Annotated in this window: 23 protein-coding genes and 1 pseudogene; 7 read left to right on the top strand and 17 right to left on the bottom strand. The window is 64.5% G+C overall.

What is annotated here, in order from left to right:
- Positions 1–10: 10 nt before the first annotated feature.
- Positions 11–967, bottom strand: coding sequence for an NAD-dependent epimerase/dehydratase family protein (locus RMCB_RS29025; RefSeq protein ID WP_062831516.1), 957 nt, complete (start codon positions 965–967; stop codon positions 11–13).
- 40 nt (positions 968–1,007) lie between these two features.
- Between RMCB_RS29025 and RMCB_RS29020 the strand changes: the two genes are divergently transcribed.
- Positions 1,008–1,898 (top strand): glycosyltransferase family 2 protein, encoded by an 891-nt coding sequence (locus RMCB_RS29020; RefSeq protein ID WP_062831515.1) that lies wholly within the window; start codon positions 1,008–1,010, stop codon positions 1,896–1,898.
- On the opposite strand, the gene RMCB_RS29015 is transcribed toward RMCB_RS29020, so the two are convergent.
- Positions 1,892–3,127, bottom strand: coding sequence for a glycosyltransferase (locus RMCB_RS29015; RefSeq protein ID WP_062831514.1), 1,236 nt, complete (start codon positions 3,125–3,127; stop codon positions 1,892–1,894). The genes RMCB_RS29020 and RMCB_RS29015 overlap by 7 nt on opposite strands.
- Positions 3,128–3,146: 19 nt before the next feature.
- On the bottom strand, positions 3,147–4,118 hold the full coding sequence (locus tag RMCB_RS29010) for a glycosyltransferase (RefSeq protein ID WP_062831513.1): 972 nt from the start codon (positions 4,116–4,118) through the stop codon (positions 3,147–3,149).
- 80 nt (positions 4,119–4,198) lie between these two features.
- On the opposite strand from RMCB_RS29010, the gene RMCB_RS29005 reads away from it, so the two are divergent.
- The gene (locus RMCB_RS29005; protein ID WP_062831512.1) at positions 4,199–4,399 is read left to right on the top strand and encodes a hypothetical protein; all 201 of its coding nucleotides are present in this window, start codon (positions 4,199–4,201) and stop codon (positions 4,397–4,399) included.
- Between the two features lie 72 nt (positions 4,400–4,471).
- Here RMCB_RS29005 and usfY read toward each other — a convergent pair whose 3' ends face one another.
- Complete coding sequence (gene usfY / locus RMCB_RS29000) at positions 4,472–4,780, bottom strand: protein UsfY (RefSeq protein WP_062831511.1); 309 nt, start codon at positions 4,778–4,780, stop codon at positions 4,472–4,474.
- An 80-nt stretch (positions 4,781–4,860) separates the two neighbouring features.
- Positions 4,861–6,571 (bottom strand): annotated as a pseudogene (gene ctaD, locus RMCB_RS28995) (aa3-type cytochrome oxidase subunit I).
- Between the two features lie 129 nt (positions 6,572–6,700).
- Here ctaD and RMCB_RS28990 point away from each other — a divergent pair.
- Positions 6,701–7,579 (top strand): PfkB family carbohydrate kinase, encoded by an 879-nt coding sequence (locus RMCB_RS28990; protein WP_234792289.1) that lies wholly within the window; start codon positions 6,701–6,703, stop codon positions 7,577–7,579.
- Positions 7,580–7,597: 18 nt separating this feature from the next.
- On the opposite strand, the gene RMCB_RS28985 is transcribed toward RMCB_RS28990, so the two are convergent.
- Positions 7,598–7,801, bottom strand: coding sequence for a DUF2795 domain-containing protein (locus RMCB_RS28985; RefSeq protein ID WP_062831668.1), 204 nt, complete (start codon positions 7,799–7,801; stop codon positions 7,598–7,600).
- Between the two features lie 163 nt (positions 7,802–7,964).
- Here RMCB_RS28985 and RMCB_RS28980 point away from each other — a divergent pair, with 163 nt between their 5' ends.
- Complete coding sequence (locus tag RMCB_RS28980) at positions 7,965–8,984, top strand: iron-containing redox enzyme family protein (protein WP_062831509.1); 1,020 nt, start codon at positions 7,965–7,967, stop codon at positions 8,982–8,984.
- On the opposite strand, the gene RMCB_RS28975 is transcribed toward RMCB_RS28980, so the two are convergent.
- Together RMCB_RS28975 and RMCB_RS28970 are read right to left on the bottom strand one after the other, a co-directional pair.
- Positions 8,964–9,167, bottom strand: coding sequence for a CDGSH iron-sulfur domain-containing protein (locus RMCB_RS28975; protein ID WP_062831508.1), 204 nt, complete (start codon positions 9,165–9,167; stop codon positions 8,964–8,966). The two genes, RMCB_RS28980 and RMCB_RS28975, sit on opposite strands and share 21 nt — an antisense overlap.
- Positions 9,164–9,832 (bottom strand): HemK2/MTQ2 family protein methyltransferase, encoded by a 669-nt coding sequence (locus tag RMCB_RS28970; protein WP_062831507.1) that lies wholly within the window; start codon positions 9,830–9,832, stop codon positions 9,164–9,166. The genes RMCB_RS28975 and RMCB_RS28970 overlap by 4 nt, the downstream gene beginning before the upstream one ends.
- Before the next feature lie 198 nt (positions 9,833–10,030).
- Here RMCB_RS28970 and mbp1 point away from each other — a divergent pair, with 198 nt between their 5' ends.
- A complete protein-coding gene (mbp1, locus tag RMCB_RS28965) occupies positions 10,031–10,276 on the top strand; it encodes a microaggregate-binding protein 1 (protein WP_062831506.1) in 246 nt (81 codons plus the stop codon).
- Positions 10,277–10,360: 84 nt separating this feature from the next.
- Here mbp1 and RMCB_RS28960 read toward each other — a convergent pair whose 3' ends face one another.
- From RMCB_RS28960 to RMCB_RS28950, 3 genes are read right to left on the bottom strand one after another with little or no spacing between them, the layout of a single operon-like run.
- Positions 10,361–10,732: a hypothetical protein gene (locus tag RMCB_RS28960; RefSeq protein ID WP_062831505.1), complete on the bottom strand. Its 372-nt coding sequence runs from the start codon at positions 10,730–10,732 to the stop codon at positions 10,361–10,363.
- A gap of 1 nt (position 10,733) precedes the next feature.
- Positions 10,734–10,982, bottom strand: a complete 249-nt coding sequence (locus RMCB_RS28955) for a metallothionein (protein WP_062831504.1) — start codon at positions 10,980–10,982, stop codon at positions 10,734–10,736.
- 59 nt (positions 10,983–11,041) lie between these two features.
- Positions 11,042–11,728, bottom strand: coding sequence for a PAS and ANTAR domain-containing protein (locus RMCB_RS28950; protein WP_062831503.1), 687 nt, complete (start codon positions 11,726–11,728; stop codon positions 11,042–11,044).
- Positions 11,729–11,802: 74 nt separating this feature from the next.
- Between RMCB_RS28950 and RMCB_RS28945 the strand changes: the two genes are divergently transcribed.
- The gene (locus RMCB_RS28945; protein WP_062831502.1) at positions 11,803–12,354 is read left to right on the top strand and encodes a restriction endonuclease; all 552 of its coding nucleotides are present in this window, start codon (positions 11,803–11,805) and stop codon (positions 12,352–12,354) included.
- A 141-nt stretch (positions 12,355–12,495) separates the two neighbouring features.
- Here the strand turns inward: RMCB_RS28945 and RMCB_RS28940 are convergent, their stop codons facing one another.
- From RMCB_RS28940 to RMCB_RS35905, 4 genes are read right to left on the bottom strand one after another with little or no spacing between them, the layout of a single operon-like run.
- A complete protein-coding gene (locus RMCB_RS28940; RefSeq protein WP_201028366.1) occupies positions 12,496–13,278 on the bottom strand; it encodes a nitrilase-related carbon-nitrogen hydrolase in 783 nt (260 codons plus the stop codon).
- A 44-nt stretch (positions 13,279–13,322) separates the two neighbouring features.
- On the bottom strand, positions 13,323–14,612 hold the full coding sequence (locus RMCB_RS28935; protein ID WP_062831500.1) for a M20 family metallo-hydrolase: 1,290 nt from the start codon (positions 14,610–14,612) through the stop codon (positions 13,323–13,325).
- On the bottom strand, positions 14,609–16,147 hold the full coding sequence (locus tag RMCB_RS28930) for a sodium:solute symporter family protein (protein WP_063979683.1): 1,539 nt from the start codon (positions 16,145–16,147) through the stop codon (positions 14,609–14,611). The genes RMCB_RS28935 and RMCB_RS28930 overlap by 4 nt, the downstream gene beginning before the upstream one ends.
- Positions 16,148–16,149: 2 nt before the next feature.
- Positions 16,150–16,374, bottom strand: a complete 225-nt coding sequence (locus tag RMCB_RS35905) for a hypothetical protein (protein WP_131805589.1) — start codon at positions 16,372–16,374, stop codon at positions 16,150–16,152.
- Between the two features lie 211 nt (positions 16,375–16,585).
- On the opposite strand from RMCB_RS35905, the gene RMCB_RS28925 reads away from it, so the two are divergent.
- Positions 16,586–17,737, top strand: coding sequence for a PucR family transcriptional regulator (locus RMCB_RS28925; protein WP_201028365.1), 1,152 nt, complete (start codon positions 16,586–16,588; stop codon positions 17,735–17,737).
- 256 nt (positions 17,738–17,993) lie between these two features.
- On the opposite strand, the gene lat is transcribed toward RMCB_RS28925, so the two are convergent.
- Positions 17,994–19,358 carry an L-lysine 6-transaminase gene (gene lat / locus RMCB_RS28920; RefSeq protein ID WP_062831667.1) on the bottom strand — a complete coding sequence of 455 codons (1,365 nt, stop codon included), beginning with the start codon at positions 19,356–19,358 and terminating at the stop codon, positions 17,994–17,996.
- A 53-nt stretch (positions 19,359–19,411) separates the two neighbouring features.
- Complete coding sequence (locus tag RMCB_RS28915) at positions 19,412–19,876, bottom strand: Lrp/AsnC family transcriptional regulator (RefSeq protein ID WP_029370542.1); 465 nt, start codon at positions 19,874–19,876, stop codon at positions 19,412–19,414.
- Positions 19,877–19,923 lie beyond the last annotated feature (47 nt).

The raw sequence follows: 19,923 nt of genomic DNA, 5'->3' as shown, positions 1-19,923 counted from the left end.
CGACTCCTCCTCAGTCGCTTTCTGACATGCCTTGCTGGACAAACCATTCGATGGTCCTCTGCAGCCCGTCGCGGCAATCCACCTGCGGCTTCCAGCCGAGCTGCCGACCCGCCTCGGTGATGTCCGGGCAGCGGCGTTGCGGATCGTCGTCGACTCCGGGCACCCGGCAGATCGGCGATTCGCTGCCTGCCAACTCCCGAATGAGTTCCGCGATGGCCAGCACGGTCAGTTCGTCCGGATTGCCGATGTTGATCGGTCCCTGACAGTCGGCCCGGGCCAACGCCAAGAGCGCGTCGACGGTGTCGTCGACGTAGCACAGCGACCTGGTCTGCCCTCCACTGCCGTGAACCGTGAGCGGCTTGCCCGCAAGCGCCTGCTCGCAGAAGGTCGGCACGATGCGGCCGTCGGCGCGGCGCATCCGTGGACCGTAGGTGTTGAACAGACGAGCCACGCCGATATCGGCGGAACGGGCCCGCGCGTAGGCGAATGTCAGGGCTTCCGCGTATCGCTTCCCCTCGTCGTAGACACTTCTGGGACCGACGGGATTGACGTTGCCCCAATAGTCTTCGCGCTGCGGATGCTGCAGCGGGTCGCCGTACACCTCGCTCGTCGACGCCAGCACGAAACGTGCGCCGCACCGCTCGGCGTAATCGAGTGCGTTGGCAGTGCCGGCGGAGTTCGTCGTCAAGGTCTGTACCGGTAGCCGCTGGTAGTCGATGGGTGACGCGGGCGACGCAAGGTGAAAAACCGTGTCGACACTGGGCAGGGACGGCAGTGGATGAACGATGTCGTGAAGCACGAACCGGTAGCCCGGCCGCTCCGCGAGCCGGGTCGGCGCATCCAGCATGCTGGTCACCCCGTTGTCCACGCACACCACCTCGACGCCAGAGTCCAGCAATCGGTCACACAGATGGCTGCCCACAAACCCTGCGCCGCCCGTCACCAGAACTCGGTTCAGTTCACGCATGAGGGTTTGCCTCTCGCCGTCGCGGGTAGCCGCCTGCGCTATGGAACATGCAGGTAAGGTCTCGTTCGTCATCGCCAGCCGCAATCGCCCGGCCGAACTGGCCACCGTGGTGAGCAGACTCCTCGACACGACACCGTGTCCGATCATCGTCGTGGACAACGGTTCTGAGGCCGGAGCCGTCGATCGCATCCGGCGCGTCGCCGCGCGATCGGCCGACCGGGTCACCGTGCTGGGTCTGCGGTCCAACCTCGGCGCGGTGGGGCGCAACGTCGGCGTCGCGGCGTGCCGCACACCGTACGTCGCGTTCTGCGACGATGATTCGTGGTGGACGCCGGAGTCCCCGGCCGTCGCAGCGGACATGTTCGAACGTCATCCGAGCGTCGCGCTGCTGGCGGCACGCACCGAGGTATGGCCGCAGCGACAAGACGACCCTGTGGTCGAGCAGCTCGCGAACAGTCCGCTCGGGCGCCGGCCCGACCTGCCGGGTCCGTCGATCTTGGGCTTTCTCTCCTGCTCCGCCATCGTCCGCAAGACGGCCTTCGAGGCAGCGGGAGGATTCAGTCCGATTCTGCACTTCCGCGGCGAGGAACAGCTGCTGGCAATGGATTTGGCTGCGCGCGGCTGGGACCTGTGTTACTGCCCGGAGCTCACCGCCATCCACCAGCCGTCGCAGCTGCGCGAGACGAACGCGGCGCAGGACGCTCGCAGCCTGCGCAACGCAGTACTGACCACCTGGCTGCGTCGCCCCATCGGGCCGTGCTTCGGTGGAGCCGCGGCGTTGGCGTGCGCCGCGTCCGGTGACACCGCGCATGCCCGGGCAGCCGCAGAAGCGTTGCTGCGGTTGCCCGCTGTGATCGCATCGCGCCGACGGCTGCCCGCCGCGGTCGAACATGCGGTCACCCTGCTGGACCGTGCGAAATCCGGTCACTGAACAGCACTCTCAGAGGCGTCAGCCGGAATTACCGGCGGTACGTATGCCGCCGGGCCCACGCGGTCGTATACCCGCAAGGTGTCGGCTGCGATCCGGTCCCACGAATACCGCGACCGAGCGCGGTCGCGGCCCGCGGCTCCGAGGCTGCGCCGCAGGAAGTCGTCGCGCAGCAGGCTGTTCAGCGTGTCGGTCAACAGGTCCGGCCGCTTCGGCGGGACCAGTCGACCCGTCACATCGTGCACAACCGTGTCGAGCATGCCGCCAACCGCCGACGCCACGACAGGCACACCGCAGGCCATCGCCTCCAGTGGCACGATGCCGAAGGGCTCGTACCACGGTGTGCACGCGACGATGTCGGCGGACCGCAGGACAGCCGGCATGTTCGCCCGGGCCACCGATCCGCACAGCTTGACCCGATCGTCGACGCCGAGTTCCCGGGCCAACGCCTTCAACCGACGCGCCTCGGGATCGCGCCTGAGCGCCGCTCGGTCCGGTCCCCCCACGATCACCAATTCCGTATCGGGGATGCTGGCCAATGCGCGGATGGCGAGATCAAACCCTTTGCGGGGCACGAACCTGCCGACACTGACGATGCGGTGTGCCGCGCCACGGCGCGACTTCGGACCTTCCGGTGTGAACAGGTCCAGATCGACGCCGCAGGGCACCACCGACGTCCGACTCCGCGAGCGGCCGAGGCGCATGAGCTCGAATACCTCGTCGGTGCACGTCGCGGCCACCCAGGTGGCACAACGCGCCACCATGCTTTCCAGCTTGAGCCGCTCCGGTGGGCTCGTGTCGTCGGCACCCTGATGCCTTCGCTTGACCACACCGAGCGCGTGAAAAGTCTGCACCGCAGGGAGATTCAGGTGGCGTGCAGCGAGTTGGCTGGCCACTCCGGACATCCAGAAGTGCGCGTGGACGACGTCCGGGCGGTGCGCGATCCAATCGCTGTCGAGAAACCGGGCGAACTCCCCCATGTACTGCAGCAGCTCGTCTTTCGGAATGTGTTCGGCGGGGCCCGCCGGAACATGTACAACGTTGTATCCGTCCGGGGTGGTCACGCGCTCCGGCAGGGCCCGGTCGTCGCGCCGGGTGTAGACGACGACTTCGTGGCCACGCCGGCTCAAAGCGGCGGAAAGCGCTGCCACATGGACGTTCTGGCCGCCCGCATCGACGCCCCCGAGTGCGGCCAGTGGGCTGGCATGCTCGGAGACCATTGCAATCTTCATTCGCAACTCCTTCCAGAATTCACCGGCAGCATTCGGCGATCACCCGGTCCCAGTCCTTGAGGAACCGGTCGAGGCCGAAGTGCGCCAGCGCGTACGCACGGGCCGCCTTGCCCGCGATCGCAGCCGCGGATGCGTCAGTCACGAATCCCTGCAGCGCATATGCGAGTGTCTTGACGTCCGCGCTCACCACGCCTGCCTCCGCGAGCACCGTCATCGGCGCCATCGTCGAGCCGACAGCAACGATCGGCATGCCGAGAAACATCGCCTCGACCAGCGACATGCCCAACGACGTCCATCGTGCGGTGTGCAGATACACCCGACGGCGGGCGATCTGATACAGCACCCGCGGATGCGGGACATCGCCCTTACCGCGCACCGCCGCGAATGCGCCTTTGCGGTTGAGTTCCCGAGAACCGATGCCCCACACGTCGATCGGGACCTGACTGCTGAGTTCGGCCAACAAGTCGGCTCCCACGGTGCGCCACCGGCGCAGTGGTTCGTTGATCATGGTCGCCGCAGCCGCCACGTCACCGGTGTAGAGATTGCCGGGGTCGGCGATGCCGTGGGTGATCACCTTGGTCGGAGCAATGCCGTTGTCCCACATCAGCCTGTTGAACTCCGTGACGTGGACCAGCGGGATATCCATGCGGTCGGCCAGCACATGGTTACTGTCGACCGCATCCGGCCGTGGGGCGTTGTGCTCGACGTAGACGGCCGGAATGTCGATACCGGGACGCCTGCCCAGCAACTCTGCAGCCAACTCGATCTCTCGCGGTCGCTGCAGCACGATCAGGTCGATGTCCTGCTCGCGGAGTTTGTCTGTCGAAACTTCTTGTGCGCGTGGCCAATCACGGCCAAGTAGACCCTTCCCATCTGCATCGCCCGCCTCGTTGACGGGTATCAGATAGCGATGCCGCCCGGCGACGAACGACTCCATCCATGAGCCGTGCACATGCCACGCGAGCACCGTGCGCGGGAGGTCTGCATCCATGGGGCGGAAGTACCCTGGCAACCCACTCTTAAACACGCGAAGAGTTTTGGCATCGAGCAGCGCTGGGTACTCCCGAGGCCATGCAAACCGAGGACGACGAAGTGCCGGTCGCGGACGCCGTCGAGCAGCAACGCGACGTCAAGCCGCCCCCACCGGGCGATGACGAGGCGATCGAACCGAGTTCCAGCCCGCCCCTGGAAAGTAGTGAAAGCGACTGGCAGGAACAACGCGATGAAGTGGATCTCGATCCCGAACTCGATGACATCGACCGCGAACACTGACGACGGGCGGACACGTTGATGTCCCCCCAAACACTGCTCGGTTGAGCCGGTTTCGCGCAGCAGGCCCGCGCGTCAGCGGTGTGCGGGTCCCTCGTCGCCCTCGCGATGGGCGTGCCACTCGGCTTCCCTACGGCGCACGCGCCGGTGCTCCACGCCGAACCACACCGCACACGCCACGAACAAGACGGCGGCCAGCACTGCCAACCATGTGCCGACGTCACTGTGTGAGGTGGCGAATGCCGCAAGACACGCGACGAGAGACACGACGGCAACAAAGAGAAGACCGATTGCCGGCATGTTCTTGGTGTCTTTCATCGTCTCGCCGGCATGCGGTCGCGTGGTACGGGCGTGATCGACTGGGTCCTTGGCGGTGTCCCCCATCACTGCTCCTCTCGGGTCGGTCGTTGGCATAGAGCTACCCGCCTCGCGTCGTTCCGAAACGGTCGACGAGTCAGCCGGCGTCAGCCTGTTCCATCGCGACCCGATGGTCCCGTCCCCACATGGGATTCGGTGCGCATCCGTTCGACCATGTGCGGGTAGTGCAGTTCGAATGCGGGTCGCTCCGAACGGATCCGGGGCAGCTCGGTGAAGTTGTGCCGCGGCGGCGGGCAGCTCGTCGCCCACTCCAGTGAGTTGCCGTAACCCCACGGATCGTCGACTGTGACCGGTTCGCCGTACCGCCAACTCTTGAACACGTTCCAGACGAACGGCAGCATCGAGACGCCCAAGATGAACGCGCCGACGGTCGAGACGACGTTGAGCGTGGTGAACCCGTCGGACGGCAGATAGTCGGCGTAACGCCGGGGCATACCCTGGTTGCCGAGCCAGTGCTGCACCAGGAACGTGGTGTGAAACCCGATGAAGGTCAACCAGAAATGCAGTTTGCCCAAACGTTCGTCGAGCAGCCGGCCCGTCATCTTGGGGAACCAGAAGTACACGCCGGCAAACGTCGCGAACACGATGGTGCCGAACAGCACATAGTGGAAGTGCGCGACCACGAAATAGCTGTCGGTGACGTGGAAATCCAGTGGCGGGCTGGCCAGCATGACCCCGGTCAGACCGCCGAGCAGGAACGTGACGAGGAAGCCGACCGAGAACAGCATCGGCGACTCGAAGGTCAACTGCCCCTTCCACATGGTGCCGATCCAGTTGAAGAACTTGATGCCGGTCGGGACCGCGATGAGATAGGTCATGAACGAAAAGAACGGCAGGAGAACGGCTCCTGTGGCAAACATGTGCCCATACCGCGACCGAAAGCGCCGCGATCGAGACGGTGGCGTACACCAGCGTGGTGTAGCCGAAAACCGGCTTACGGCTGAACACCGGGATGATCTCGGTGACGATACCGAAGAACGGCAATGCGACGATGTACACCTCGGGGTGGCCGAAGAACCAGAACAAGTGCTGCCACAGGATCGGTCCACCGTTTGCCGGGTCATAGATGTGGGCGCCGAGATGGCGGTCGGCCGCCAACCCGAACAAGGCCGCGGTGAGGATCGGGAAGGCCAACAGCACCAGGATCGACGTCACAAAGACGTTCCAGGTGAAGATCGGCATCCGGAACATCGTCATGCCGGGGGCCCGCATACACACCACGGTGGTGATCATGTTGACCCCACCCAGGATGGTGCCGAGACCACCAACCGCCAGCCCGAGAATCCACAGATCACCACCCGGCCCCGGCGAGTGGATCGCGTCGGTCAGCGGTGAATACGCCGTCCAGCCGAAGTCCGCGGCGCCACCCGGGCAGATGAATCCCGCCAGGGCGATCAGCGCGCCGAACACGAACAACCAGAACGACAATGCGTTCAGGCGCGGGAACGCCACGTCCGGCGCGCCGATCTGCAACGGGAGTACCAGGTTGGCGAAGCCGAACACGATCGGGGTCGCATAGAACAGCAGCATCACCGTGCCGTGCATGGTGAACAGCTGGTTGTACTGCTCGTTGGACAGGAACTGCAGACCTGGCTCGGCCAGCTCCGCCCGCATCAGCAGTGCCATGAGCCCGCCGATGAAGAAGAAGGCGAAGCACGCGACGCAGTACATGATGCCGATCAGCTTGTGATCGGTCGTGGTGATCAGCTTGTAGACCAGGTTGCCCCGTGGCCCGAGGCGCGCCGGGAATGGGCGGTGCGGCGCGAGTTTCGGTGGGGCGAGCGCATCAGCCGTCATCGCGAACTCCGTTCGTTCACGATGCGGTTTCCCAGGATGTCGCGCATCCAAACGCCGCGTCCCCGCGGTTTGTGCGTCTCTACCACAGGGTAGCGCTAAGGGCACACAGGAGGTGGTGCGGTGAGCGTGATGGTGGTCGGCCAGATCGGCCGCGACATGGTGCTGCAGACACCGGACCTGTCGGGAACCGGCGGCAGTCACCCGGTCCGCGAGCGCAGGGAGATGCTGGGCGGAAAGGGCGCCAATCAGGCGGTCGGGCTGGCTCAGCTCGGCGTTCCGGTGGGTCTGATCGGTGTGGTCGGTGCCGACGAACCGGGCGCCACCGCGCTCCAGCAGGCGTCGTCCGACGGTATCGACACTGCTCACGTGGTTCGGCGCGGCACTACCGCGCTCTTGGTGAGCGTTGTGGACGACTCAGCCAATCGACTTCTGCTCGAACATGTTCCGCAGCACGCGCTGCTCACCCCGGACGACATCGACCGCGGGCGAGCGGCGCTACTGGCCGCCGACACCGTCTCCGTGCAGCTGCAGCAACCGATCGAGTCGACCCTGCGCGCCGCGAGGCAGGGCCGACAAGCGGGTGCCCTCGTTCTCGCCGACGGCGCTGTCGACCCGGACCACTCCGACGAACTGTTCGAGCTCGTCCACGTGTTTCGCGCGGACGCGGACGAAGCCGAACTGCTCGCCGGCGAGCCTGTGAGCACTGCCGCCGCGGCCACGGCTCTGGCGAGCCGGATCTTGCGCAAAGGCCCGGTGCTCGTCGCGCTCGCGATACCCGGTGTCGGCGACCTGTTGGTATGGCGTGACGGCAGCCGGTTGTTTCCGCTCTCATCCGCCCCGGTGGTCGACCGCACCGGCGCGGGCGACGCGTTCATGGCAGGGCTGATCGCGGCGTTGCGCCGAGACGCGGATCCCGTGCAGGCCGGCCACCTGGCCACCGCCGCCGCGAGTGCCACAGTCGGGCACCTGGGCGGCAGGCCTCAGCTGGACGGGCTGCGCCACGCCTGAGGCTGACGAGGGCCTGCGTCAGTCGCCCAAAGCGTTCTCGCTGCCCAATGCCTTCATCACGGCGTTGGGTCCATCGAACTGCTGCTCGGACAGCCCACCCAGGCTCTCCACAAGTTCATCGTCCGCACCATTCTGACGAGCGTGAGCCGCAAGGTCTTTCGGTGTTCCGGGGTAGTCGAATCCACCGAGGTAGCGCTGTACTTCTGTTACTTGAAATCCCATGAGCACGCGATACCCGGGCTGTTGGGCGTCAAACCTGTCGATCGTGGTTCCGGGACGACAGACAGGTTTGACGGCGTCTGGTACCTCAGTGATACCCCGTCGCGGGCTCGGCAATCCCATCGACGTTTTGACGCGACCCCGGCTGGGAATACACCCCGGCAACATGACAACACTGCCCCTTTGCGCACAGCCCAAGTTGCCCGACGCTCGCGGACCTGTTTCGGCTGCGGTCATCGAATTGCTCGCTGAATGCGCACCGCATACCCACCTCGAACCAGTCGAAGCACGGCTGCACGACTCCGACCCGTTGGGGCTCGACCTCCAGCTGGCGCTCTACGTGTGCTACGAACTGCACTACCGAGATTTCGCCGGTGTCGACCCCGCTTGGGAGTGGAACGCAGGTCTGCTGCACCTCCGTTCGCGTATGGAACACGCCTTCCTCGGGGCGATTCGCCGCGAGGTCGGGGCGATCGACGCGGACGCCACGCCGGCAACCGAGATGGACCGCCTGTCGACCGAGCCGGCGGACGGTACCGGCCCCAGCTACTATCTGCGTGACCACGGAACCTGGCAGCAGATGCGCGAATACTTCGTGCACCGATCGGTGTACCACCTCAAGGAGGGCGATCCGCACGCCTGGTTGATCCCACGGTTGGGCGGGCAGGCGAAGGCGTCGTTCGTGGCCGTCGAATTCGACGAGTTCGGAGCCGGTTCGGGAAGTCAAGTGCACCAACAGTTGTTCGCCGATCTGATGACCGCCGCAGAACTGGACAGCAACTATCTTGCCTACCTGGGAGCAGTGCCGGCCGAGGCCTTGATCGCGGTGAACCTCATGTCGCTGTTCGGCCTGCACCGGCGGTTACGGGGTGCGGCGGTCGGGCATTTCGCGGCGACCGAGATCACGTCGTCTCCAGGGTCCCAGCGGATGGTGTCCGCATTGAAGCGGATGAAGGCACCCGAGGCATGCACCAAGTTCTACCGCGAGCATGTGGAAGCCGACGCTGTCCATGAACAGGTGGTCCGCACCGACGTCATCAACAGCCTGCTGTCCAGCGAACCGGCGCTGGCCGATGACGTGGTGTTCGGGATCCGCGCCTGGGAAGTCGTCGAGGACCGGCTCGCCTACTGGATGATGAAATGCTGGACGTGCGGGCGTAGTTCGCTACTTCGCCCGCTCGACTGACTGCCTCGTCTTGCGGTGGCTGGTGTCACACAGCGGATAGTTCTTCGACCGTCGGCACGCGCAGATCGCGACCATGAAGCGAGACGATTCGACGGTGCGGCCGTCGGCCGTCTCGATCTTGACCGGCCCCTCGACCAAGATCGGACCGCCCGGCACCACCCGCACCGTCCGGAACTCGCTCATCGCTTGTCCGCTCTGATGACTGCCAGCAGTTCGTGGCGGCGCCCCTCGGTGAGCTGACCGGATGCCTCCAACGCCGCGGCATGCGCCGTCAGCACCGGTCCGAACGGAATAGACTGCACCGCAACTATTTTCGTCTCCAGGCCGGCTTCGCGCAGCAGCGTCACCGACTTGCCGATGTCCGAGAACTCGGATTGGACCAGCAGCAGCGACCCGCCATCGCTCAGCATCTGCGGGACGGTCGCACACAATGGATCCAGGACGAGGCGTCCGTCCTCACCCCCATCCCACGCGGTCATCGGCCCGGCCCATGGCGGAATCGAACCCGTGTCGGCCTCCGCGCCGGAGGGAACGTAAGGCGGATTGCACACCACGAGATCGAACGGTTCGCACTCCAGGGCCTGAGTCCAAGAGCCCAGGCGGACATGGACATCCACGCCGGCAGCCAACGCGTTGCCGCGAGCGCAGCGCACGGCGTTCGGACAGATGTCGAATGCTGTGACAGACCGCGCGCCAAGCCGGGCTGCCGCCACCGCCACCACACCGCTGCCCGTACCGAGATCGACGACGCTGCGCTCCTGCAGCGAAGTGAAGCCGGTGAGCACGTCGATCAGCAACTGGGAATCCTCCTGCGGTGGGTAGACACCGTCCAGGGCAAAAGCCGTCATCTCATTCCTTTCGCGTGGCCCTCTCTCCGGTACCCGCGCACCACCCGGAACAAACACCGATGTCCCAGATAGACGGGTTGATAACCACTTTGATCACCCGAACCACGCACGTTTGATCGCGGGAGGCACCGGGAATACGGGCCGTGCACGCAACGGCGCGTGCAGTGACCAATCCACTCCCGTAGCGGAAAGGTAAGTATGACCGAGAAGAAGAATTCAGGTCCCGAGGAAGCAGTCAAGGGTGTCGTCGAAGACGCCAAAGGCAAGGCAAAGGAAGCGATCGGCACGGTAACCGGGCGTGAAGACATGGTCCGTGAGGGCAAGGCCCAGCAGGACAAGGCCGATGCACAGCAGGATGCCGCCAAGAAGGAGGCACAGGCCGACTCTGCACGCGCAGGCGCCAAGGCAGCCGAAGAGCGCGAGCAGGCCCATCAGCGGCCCTAGCGATGCGACGATGGCCCAGCCGATACGGCTGGGCCATCGCCATTGGGACAAGCCACTTTTCGCGCGATGTGCAGGGCGTGGGAGTTACGACACCCTGGCCAGCATGGACAGCGCCAGGGTGAACGCCAGCAGCGTGAGCGCCATCAATGCCAAGGCGGCGCACTGCCAATTGCGCCAATTCTCGCCGCGCCGCGACGCCTGGTAAGCCCGGGCGAACGCACGGACACCCGCTACCAACAGCACGGCGGGTGCGGCCAGCGCAAACAGGGAACGTTCAGGTGCGCCGCATGCCAGTCCGCCGGCTGTCGCACCGGCACAGGTACTCATCCATGCGGCCGCGGCGATCAGCAACGCCGCCCCGGCGCCTGCGGCCGCGAACCCGAACCGCACGGCGGCGTGCGCATCGGCGTCGCGATGGAGAACGCGCGGCCCGACATGGGCCGAATTGTTGAGCATCTCAGCCGCCGATCACGCTCTGCCGGTCGACCATCGTCGGATGCCCGGCCTGCCGCGCGCAGTGCGCGCAGCAGTACATGATGCCCGACGCCTCCACGCCGTGACCCAAGATCCGGCAACCGCACGCCGCACACTCCGGCGCTACTCGCACGGCCGCGCATTCAAGACTGTCGAACGTCTCGGTGAGGCCATTCCAGCTCACGGTGAACGCCTTGTCGTAGTCGTTGCCGCAGGTGGCGCAAATCGCCATATCGCCTCCCGGATGTCCGCGCGCATGTCGCCGAAGCGACTTCCCCGTAACGCGCCGGGCTAAACCTCTCGATTCACCCGCAGGTGCGCGGTGAGCAGCAACCGGTCGAAGACGATGCGGTTGGGGAACGTCTCGCTGTAGTCCAAATGGAGAAAATCGTGCGCGATCTGTTCGGCCAACACGCGCAGCTTGGTGTTGGTCTCCTGTGATCGCCATTTCAGCAGCTCGAAGGCGGCATCGGCGTCGATCCGGTACAACACCATCAACATGCCCTTGGCCTGTTCGATGGCGCCGCGGGCTTCGGCAAGCTCGGCCACCGTGGCCGTGACCAGCCGTTCCTGCGCCGCCGCGAACGACTTGGTGACGTCGACGTAGAAGCCGTGGGTGCCGACGACGGAGCCGTCGTCGTCGAACATTTGATCTCCCACCACCACGACGTAGTGGACATTGCCGTCGGTATCGAGGATCCGGTGTCTCGTGCTGAACGCGCCACCGGTCCGGCGGATCTGGTCGAGCGTCGCAGCAACCTGCCCGTAGTCCTCGGGATGCTTGTGCGACAGCACGAGCTCGGTCGTGGGCTGTGCCGTACCAGGTGAGTATCCGTGCATCCGCTCGACCTGCGGAGACCACTCCCAGCGTTCGTCGGCGAAATAGAAGCGGAACCAGCCGACACGCTGCGGTTCGCCGCCCGCCAGCGCGTGCTCGAGGGGCGACTCGACGCCAACCGGATCCGCATCATCCGTCATATGACGAAATTACCCGTTCACCGGCCGACCTGAACGGCGTCGATCTGTCGGTGTCCGCAGCTAGCGTTCGGTGCGTGAGGCGGCTGAGGTTCAAGCTCTATCTGGCGGCAGGGGTGGCGTGCGCCGCCGCGCTCCACCTGTACGGCCTCGGCCCGGGCGTGAGCGTCGGGGCAGGAGTGGCCCTGCCGCTCGCACTCGCTGTCGCGCCTCGCTTCGTGATCGCCGTCGTGGCAGGTGCGAGCACTCCGGGCAAACGTGAGAACACGACCGGCGAGATGAGCGGACTGGAGTTCGAGGACTACGTGGCCCGTGTCGCCCGATCCTGCGGTGTCCCGGTCATCATGACCCCTCTCAGCGGAGACTGGGGGGTGGATCTCATCGTCGGGCGCCGGCCCAATCGGCTTGCCGTTCAATGCAAACGGCAGTCCCGCCCGGTCGGCGCGGGCGCTGTTCAGGAGGTGGTCGCGGGCGCCCCGATGCAGGACTGCGCCAGGACGATGGTGGTCACCAATCACGAATTCACCCCGGCCGCACGCAAACTGGCCGAGCTGCACGGCTGCGAACTGGTCGGCGGCGCCGACCTTCCCCGACTGAAATCGGTGATCCGCCGGGCCACCGTGCAATAGGGCGGCCGTGACAGCAATCCCGCCAGATCCACAACGGTTGTCGAACCTGCGTCGCGGCTGGTCGGCGCCGACAGAGGCCGCATTCTCGTGCTCATATGCGCGTTCGACGCGCGGCCGCTGGACGACGCGGTAGCAAGACGCCTACCCGAGGCGCCCGGTGATGCTCGCGCTGCCGAGGTAGTCGGTATCGCGCCGAGCCTGGTCGAGGGTCGCCATGGACACTTCGGCGACGATGAGGTCGCAATTGTCGCCGTCCGCGATCGCCAGCCGTCGGCCGTAGGGATCGGCAACCGTACTCAAGCCGGCAAACTGCGGCCCGGCGTGGTTGGCGTAGGCGATGAAGAGTTGGCTCTCCAATGCCCGGGTCGGAACCACCATCGCGGGGACCAGACGGGCGTCGAATGGATTGGCGCCATAACCTTCTGCCGCGCGTAGCGGTACCGCCGTCGGGATGCACAGCAGTTCGGCCCCCGCCACCGCTGCTGCCCGCACGAACTCAGGAAATTCGACATCGAAGCAGATTCCCAGAGCTACGCGGACCCCAAGGAACTCCACGATCTCCGGGGCCGTCGTACCCGGGGTGAACGCCGCTCGCTCCGCCTCGCCGAACAGATGTACCTTTCGGTAGCGGGTGATCTCTGTGCCGTCGACGCCGAACAACGACGCACTGATGTGGCGGTCAGTCCCAGCATGCTCCACGGTGGATGCCACGATGCCGATCCCATACTCATCGGCCATTGCTGCGATCTGTTCCCGGTGTTCGGCGCCGTCTCGGTCACGGACGGCGGGTGGGTTATAGCTCGCGATAAACAACTCCGGTGTCACCAACAGCTGCGCGCCGAGGTCGCGTGCGGCGGCGACCTGCGACGACAGATATGTCAAGTTGTCGACGTCGTGATCGACCGGACTCGTCGCTTGCAACACAGCGACATTGAGTGTGGACCGGCACGATCCAACACCGCCACGTGTCATTGGGCATAGCCCGAAGCGTCGACCGTTGCGCCATCCAGCTCACCGTCGCAGAGGCGGCGCACTACGGCAGTCAACACGTCGGTGCCCGCACAGATGTCCTCGTCGGTGGTGTACTCCTGCTCATTGTGCGAAATGCCGTCGACGCTGGGCACGAACAACATCACAGTGGGCACCTGATCCTTCAGGTTGATGGAGTCATGTCCTGCCACCGTGAGGACCTTATCGTGAGTCAAGCCGAGCGCGTCAGCGCATTCGCCGGCAAGCTCGACGCCGGCTGGATGGTAGGGCAAGAGGCCCCACTTGTGCGATTCGTTTACCTCGATGGTCACGCTGGCCCGCTTCTCGATGTCGGCGATCTCGGACCACAGTCGTTTCCGGGCGTCGTCCAGCACAGCGTTGTCGGCGCTTCGCAGATCCATCAGGAGTTCGACGCGGCTCGGCACCACGACCGGCGAGTTGGGGTATACATCGAGCTGACCCACCGAGGTACGCAGGGCGCCACCTTGATATGAATTCGCGAGCTCACGCAGAAACACCACCAAATGCGAGGCGCCCAGCAGTGCATCGCGCCGATCAGCGATGATGGTGCCTCCGCTGTGGGCCTGTTCTCCATGCACCGTCACTGTGTACTTCGCCGCCGCCCAGCAAGCGTGTACCAGACCTATCGTAATTCCCGACTCCTCCATGGATCGTCCCTGCTGAATGTGAATCTCCGCTGCAGCCACAGCTTTTGGCCCATCGCCCGTTCCGCGCTGACCGATGCGGTCTAGCGCCTCCCGGACGGTGATCCCGTTGGTGTCGCGGGCGTCGAGCGCCGTTTCCAGCGCAAGCTTGCCGGTGTAGACCGAGCTGCCCATCATCGAGGGTACGAAACGGCTACCTTCCTCATTGAACCAGTCCACGACGGCTAGGTTGTATTGTGGTGCGGGAGCGCCACTTTGAACTTCATCGTTGATGCGTTTAGCGGCATGCAGGCCCGCGGCCACGCCGTATGCACCGTCGTACTTGCCGGCAGTCGGTTGACTGTCCAGGTGTGAACCGACGACCACATACGGCGCGCCCGGAGTCCACTCGGCGAGTGCGAACAGATTGCCGATCTTATCGAGTTCGATGCGAAAACCATATTGGCCGGCCAAGGCGCTGAACCAGGCGCGGGATTGCCCATCGGCGGCGGAGGCGGCCTGCCGGTCGACCCCTCCATCCGGTGTCTCACCAATGGTGCAGAGGGTGCGCCAGTCCTTCAGGAAACTGGCCGACTGGGCGGCGCGATCGCTGGAAGTGGTCACAGGAGGCTCCTTCGCCTTGCAGAGGGATGGGCATCGCTCACCAGATGCGAAACGGTCGCGGTACTTTCAGTCGCGTCGAGGCTGTCGAACAGCGCATCGACACGGCCGCGCTCTGCGGCACCGGCCGGATAAAGCAGCGACCCACCCACGTAGACAACCAGATTGACCACCAGGCCAGCGACCCCTGCGGTGAGACCGCCGAGCCACGGAATGGACATCGGGTATGCGATCTCAAAAGCCGCTCCGACGACAATGCCCGTCAGCATCGAGGCACTAGCTGCGGATGCTGTACCCCGGCGCCAGAAAATGCCGAGCAAGATCGTCGGCGCAAGCTGGCATATCGCTGTATACGAGACCAAAGCCACGTTCAGCAGACCTGACGTCATCTTGGCCGTCGCGATTGCCGCGACCGCAGATGCCAGGGTCACGACAGCGACGGCAACCTTTGCGCTACGCGCTCTGTCGTCGCGACGGCCCTGCACGACATCGATGACGTCGTTGACTATTTGCGTTCCGACAGCCTGCAGGTTGGCTCCCGCGTTACCCATCGTCGCTGCGACCACGCAGACACCCGCGATCGACACCAACCCGACGCCTCCAACCACGCTGGCCATGGTGAACCAGACATGGTCTGGGGCATCAGATACTCCGGGGACACTCGATGCAAGCAACGCCATCGTGTACAGGGCCGCGGAGAACAGGAACATGATGGGGGCGGCCTGCAGCGCCGACTTCTGCACCTCTCGCGGGCTCTTGACGCTGAATAGCCGAACGAAGATGTCCGGCCAGCACCATGCGCCGGTCGCGCCCGTGGCAATTATCGAGAACAGATATAGGGGGCCGAGCTCGCTGCCCGGCCCGGGCAAGGTCAGCAATTGCGGTGCAACAGAATCGAATCCGTGGTCGTTCTGGAAAAGCCACATGAGCATCCCGAGAATCGCCAGGAACCCTACGCCATATGCGACGAGGCCCTGAACCATATCGCTGACGACTAACCCGTACGTCCCGAACCGGACGGTCCAGACCTGCCGCAGCGCAATGAATGCCACACCAATGAATAGGGCGACGTAGGCGTCGACCCGTCCGAACGACAGCTTGGAGAAGACCAGCGACAGCGACTGCATGCCGAGAACAATCCACGGGATCGATGCTGCGGTGCCGATGCACGCTGCGATGATCCGCACGGCGCCGGAGTTGTACCGGAGGCCCAGCAGATCCGCCTGCGTGCGAAGGTCGTGCACCTCGCCCCAGCGATTCACCGGCTTGCCGAGAAAGAACATCAACACGACTGCGAGCAGGCCGTAGGAGATGGCGTACAGACCGACCACACCGCTGCCCGCGCATGCTCCGGCGAATGCGGTGAACACCGAACCGGCCAACCAAGTGTTGAGAAACGACATGGTGCCAAACCATGCACTGAACGATCGACCGCCGGTCGCATAGTCACTCAAGGTGGTGCCGTCATGACGACTCTTCTCCATGGCGATCACAACCACGGCAAAAAATGCCGCGACTGCTCCGTACCCGACGAGCATGCTCACGAGTCGGCCTCGCCACCAGCGGACAGCACCAGCCGGTACATCACGAACAGCGACGCAACAACCACGAGGTTGGCGACCAAGAAGTATCCCACTGCGGTAACGGCTTTCCCATTGCCGAAGTACCAGTGCAACGGCGGCGCAAGTAGCACTAGGAAGTCAAAGACGAGTATCGCCGTTTGCCACCATCGCGACCTCGTTCTCGACGAATTGCGCACGTTCACAGTCGTTCTCCTTCGAACTAACATCAGGAAGCAAATTGTCGGACCGTGTTCGCGGCGAAACAATAGGCATCAGCACACGGAATCTGTCGCGCGATGTGCAAACGCCCATCCGGGCGCGGTATGTTCGCCGCTGTAGGCTACCGTTGGGGCAAATTCAGGTGATTTCGCACAAGCCTCAACCTGCCTTCCAATGGCGACTTACGGTATCCCTGTGAGCGGAGCCGAGACCGACGTCGGGGCATGGGATGACATCGTGGAACGGCTTGCCGCCGACCGGTCCGCACTCGTGGACGATTTCATCGAAAAGCTATCCGGTTCCGGCTTTTACTCGGGTTATCACGTGTCAGAGGATGACCTGCGCCGAACCGCCGGCGATACGATGGACTTACTCATCCGCCAGCTCGCAGGCCTTCCGTTGCCATCAGACCTGTCCGATCTTCCCGTTCGAGTCGGAGTGCGCCGGGCCCGCCAGGGCGTTGCCCGCGAGCATTTGCTCGAAGCCGTGCGGCTTGACTTCCGCGTGCTGTGGGCGGGCATGCTCCGTGCTGGCCAACAATCGCCAGAGGTCCTTGTCCTGCATATCGACGAACTTTTCGCCGCAGTTGAGTGGTACGCCAGCGACATCCAAGCCGCCTTTCTTGCAGAGGAGACCGCTCTTGCGCAGGACTCACGCGCCGAGGCGTGGCGGGCGTTTTCACGGTTGCTGAACGCAGGACCTGAGGTGGACAGGGTCGGGCGAGAGGTGGCGGCAGTGCTGGGAGTCCGCTTCAACAGTGTGTTCGAAGTTGCCGCCCTGGTCTCCGCCGATGCGGCTGCTGCCCGCCGGCTCACACAGTGCGCCGAACAGCGTGGGCGCACTGTCAGTTGGGATTACGACGACGTGACCGTATTCGTGCGCGAGCAAGCAGTCGGGTCAAACTGGCTCGACCAACTGACGGGAGTCCGCGGTGGGTATGTCGGCGATATCCACACGCTCGCCGCGGTGCCCGCAGCAATCGAATTGGCCCGCACCATTACCCGGTTCGCTGGAGACGAACGTAGCCGGCTAGCCGTGGAATCGGAGGTGTGGCCGGGCATCGCCGAATATCAGCTCCGAGATGCGCTCCCAAGCCTGCAGGCGCTCCGCCGCTCCAATCGTCAGTTGGTTGGCGACCTCGATACCGTATTTGAGTACATTCGGACGGGTTCAATTAAGCAGACCGGTGAGCGCCTGTTTTGCCACAGAAATACGATCATCAATCGTCTCAATGCATTTCGTGATCACACGGGCTTGGATCTCACGGTGCCCGCCGAGGCTGCACGCGCACTGCTCGTGTTCGGGCCCGAGTACGCGAGTTACGTACGGGCTCAGGTTTCACATTGACGCCCGGAGCGACTGGCCGGCAACCATGACCTATCCGTCGTAGCTGGCATAGCGGATCTCAGCCGTTTGGGCCCACCTCGTTCTATCAGGGTTGGGGAGTCCTCGGATTCAGCTGATCGCGCAGAGCACCCGGTATTTGGGATGCCAGCCAGCCTTGTGCAGCCAGTCACTGTCCCGGTAAACGATACCGTCGACCTCGAGCGATTACTTGAAAGAATCTGCTCCGGCTAACCCGTGGTCCCGATCGACGCAGCCGCTAACGGATCGCCGCGTGCACCGCGTCCACAGCAGCGTCGATTTCGCTGAGTGACACTGTCAATGCGGGCCGGAACCGCACACTGTGGCTACCACTCGGCAGCATGATGATGTGCCGATCCCACAGTCGAGCGATCAGCGCATCCCGATCGGCGGGTGTCGGGAGGCTGAACGCACACATCAGCCCGCGCCCGCGGGGATCGAGCACGATCTCCGGGAAATCATGTGCCAGCTCATGCAACCGGCCGAGCAGATACCGGCCTGTCGACGCGGCGTGGTCCAGCAGGCCGTCGGTCTCGATGACCTCAAGGATGCGCCGCGAGCGGACCATGTCCGCCAGGTTGCCGCCCCACGTGGAGTTGATCCGCGAACTGACGGCGAACACGTTGTCGGCCACCTCGTCGACACGTGTCTTGGCTCGCTCCTCGCGTGCGCCGTCCTCAATTCGCTCCTCGCGTGCGCGGCCGCCCGCCATGACCCCACACACCTGCGTCTTCTTACCGAACGCCACGACGTCGGGCGTCACTCCCAATTGCTGGTAAGCCCAAGCGGTTCCGGTGATGCCGCACCCCGTCTGCACCTCGTCGAATATCAGCAGGGCGTCGAACTCGTCGCACAGATCTCGCATCGCGGCGAAGAATTGCGGCCGGAAATGCCGGTCGCCGCCCTCCCCTTGGATCGGCTCGGCCAGGAAGCACGCGATGTCGTGTGGAGCCGTCTCGAACGCCGCCCTGGCCTGACGCAACGATTCGGCTTCCACCTCGTCCATGTCTGCGCCCGGCCCGAGGTAGGGCGCGTCGATGCGCGGCCAGTCGAACTTCGGGAAGCGGGCCACCTTGTTGGGATCGGTGTTGGTCAGCGACAACGTGTAACCACTGCGCCCGTGAAAAGCTCCGCGCAGGTGTAACACCTTGCCGCCCAATGCCGGATCGATACCGCGCGCCTCGTTGTGCCTGCTCTTCCAGTCGAACGCGACCTTGAGTGCGTTTTCGACGGCCAGTGCGCCGCCGTCGACGAAGAACAGGTGTGGTAAGGCAGGGTCGCCGAGAACTCGGCGGAACGTGTCGACGAAGCGTGCCATCGGGACGCTGTAGATGTCGGAGTTGCTCGGCTTGTTCAACGCTGCCTGCAACAACTCGGCGTGGAACGTCGCGTCGTCGGCCAGGGCCGGATGGTTCATCCCCAGCGCCGACGACGCGAAGAACGTGAACATGTCGAGGTAGCGCTCACCGGTGGTGGCGTCCACCAGATACGAACCGACCGACCGGTCGAGGTCCAGCACGAAGTCGTAGCCGTCGGTCAGGATGCTGCGAGCGAGCACTTCGCGCACACGGCCGGGCGTGATAGATGTCAGCACAGCAGTCATGGCGCCCACTTTAGCGCGATTTTTACGCCTGGGCGGGTTGACAGCAGGAATAGTTACGGAATGTAGTTTCTTCCGGTGTAAAATGTCTGCAGGATTACGGTACTCCGGGTGCGTACATTGGCCGCTGTCCTGATCCGCTGCAACAGGTCCTCCAGCGCCCGCGCTGATGCGACCCGCACCTGCAGGATGTAGCTCTCCTCACCAGCGACCGAGTGGCACGATTCGATTTCGGGGATGCTCTCCAAGCGGGCGGGCGCATCATCGGGTTGAGAGGGATCGAGAGGAGTGATGGCCACGAACGCCGACAGCATGTTGCCCAGCGCCTCGTGGTTCAGCCGCACCGAATACCCGGTCACCACACCGCGGGCCTCCAGCCGCCGCACCCGTGCCTGCACCGCCGACACCGACAGCCCGGCGACCGAGGCCAGATGCGCCAGCGTGGCCCGGCCGTCGGCCACGAGCTCACGAACCAGGATCCGGTCGATCCCATCCAGAGGTTGTTCGTCCGGTTCACCCATGGCCCGAACTGTAACCCCTTGACCCCGATCCGATTCCGGGCACATCA

Source organism: Mycolicibacterium brisbanense (assembly GCF_001570425.1).
In the GTDB taxonomy this organism is placed as follows: Bacteria; Actinomycetota; Actinomycetes; order Mycobacteriales; family Mycobacteriaceae; genus Mycobacterium; species Mycobacterium brisbanense.
Note: the sequence above shows the minus strand (reverse complement) of the source record. Positions and strands in the feature narration are given on the sequence as shown.

Excerpts from the sequence above, each read along its gene's own strand:
- RMCB_RS29010 (WP_062831513.1), bottom strand. The coding sequence starts at position 4,118 with ATGGATGCAGACCTCCCGCGCACGGTGCTCGCGTGGCATGTGCACGGC.
- lat (WP_062831667.1), bottom strand. The coding sequence starts at position 19,358 with ATGACTGCTGTGCTGACATCTATCACGCCCGGCCGTGTGCGCGAAGTG.
- RMCB_RS28970 (WP_062831507.1), bottom strand. The coding sequence starts at position 9,832 with ATGACGGCTTTTGCCCTGGACGGTGTCTACCCACCGCAGGAGGATTCC.
- RMCB_RS28985 (WP_062831668.1), bottom strand. The coding sequence starts at position 7,801 with ATGGGATTTCAAGTAACAGAAGTACAGCGCTACCTCGGTGGATTCGAC.
- RMCB_RS28975 (WP_062831508.1), bottom strand. The coding sequence starts at position 9,167 with ATGAGCGAGTTCCGGACGGTGCGGGTGGTGCCGGGCGGTCCGATCTTG.
- RMCB_RS28990 (WP_234792289.1), top strand. The coding sequence starts at position 6,701 with ATGGTGGTCGGCCAGATCGGCCGCGACATGGTGCTGCAGACACCGGAC.
- RMCB_RS29020 (WP_062831515.1), top strand. The coding sequence starts at position 1,008 with ATGGAACATGCAGGTAAGGTCTCGTTCGTCATCGCCAGCCGCAATCGC.
- RMCB_RS28980 (WP_062831509.1), top strand. The coding sequence starts at position 7,965 with ATGACAACACTGCCCCTTTGCGCACAGCCCAAGTTGCCCGACGCTCGC.
- RMCB_RS28955 (WP_062831504.1), bottom strand. The coding sequence starts at position 10,982 with ATGGCGATTTGCGCCACCTGCGGCAACGACTACGACAAGGCGTTCACC.
- usfY (WP_062831511.1), bottom strand. The coding sequence starts at position 4,780 with ATGGGGGACACCGCCAAGGACCCAGTCGATCACGCCCGTACCACGCGA.
- RMCB_RS29005 (WP_062831512.1), top strand. The coding sequence starts at position 4,199 with ATGCAAACCGAGGACGACGAAGTGCCGGTCGCGGACGCCGTCGAGCAG.
- RMCB_RS29025 (WP_062831516.1), bottom strand. The coding sequence starts at position 967 with ATGCGTGAACTGAACCGAGTTCTGGTGACGGGCGGCGCAGGGTTTGTG.
- RMCB_RS28915 (WP_029370542.1), bottom strand. The coding sequence starts at position 19,876 with ATGGGTGAACCGGACGAACAACCTCTGGATGGGATCGACCGGATCCTG.
- RMCB_RS28950 (WP_062831503.1), bottom strand. The coding sequence starts at position 11,728 with ATGACGGATGATGCGGATCCGGTTGGCGTCGAGTCGCCCCTCGAGCAC.
- RMCB_RS29015 (WP_062831514.1), bottom strand. The coding sequence starts at position 3,127 with ATGAAGATTGCAATGGTCTCCGAGCATGCCAGCCCACTGGCCGCACTC.
- RMCB_RS28930 (WP_063979683.1), bottom strand. The coding sequence starts at position 16,147 with ATGCTCGTCGGGTACGGAGCAGTCGCGGCATTTTTTGCCGTGGTTGTG.
- mbp1 (WP_062831506.1), top strand. The coding sequence starts at position 10,031 with ATGACCGAGAAGAAGAATTCAGGTCCCGAGGAAGCAGTCAAGGGTGTC.
- RMCB_RS28960 (WP_062831505.1), bottom strand. The coding sequence starts at position 10,732 with ATGCTCAACAATTCGGCCCATGTCGGGCCGCGCGTTCTCCATCGCGAC.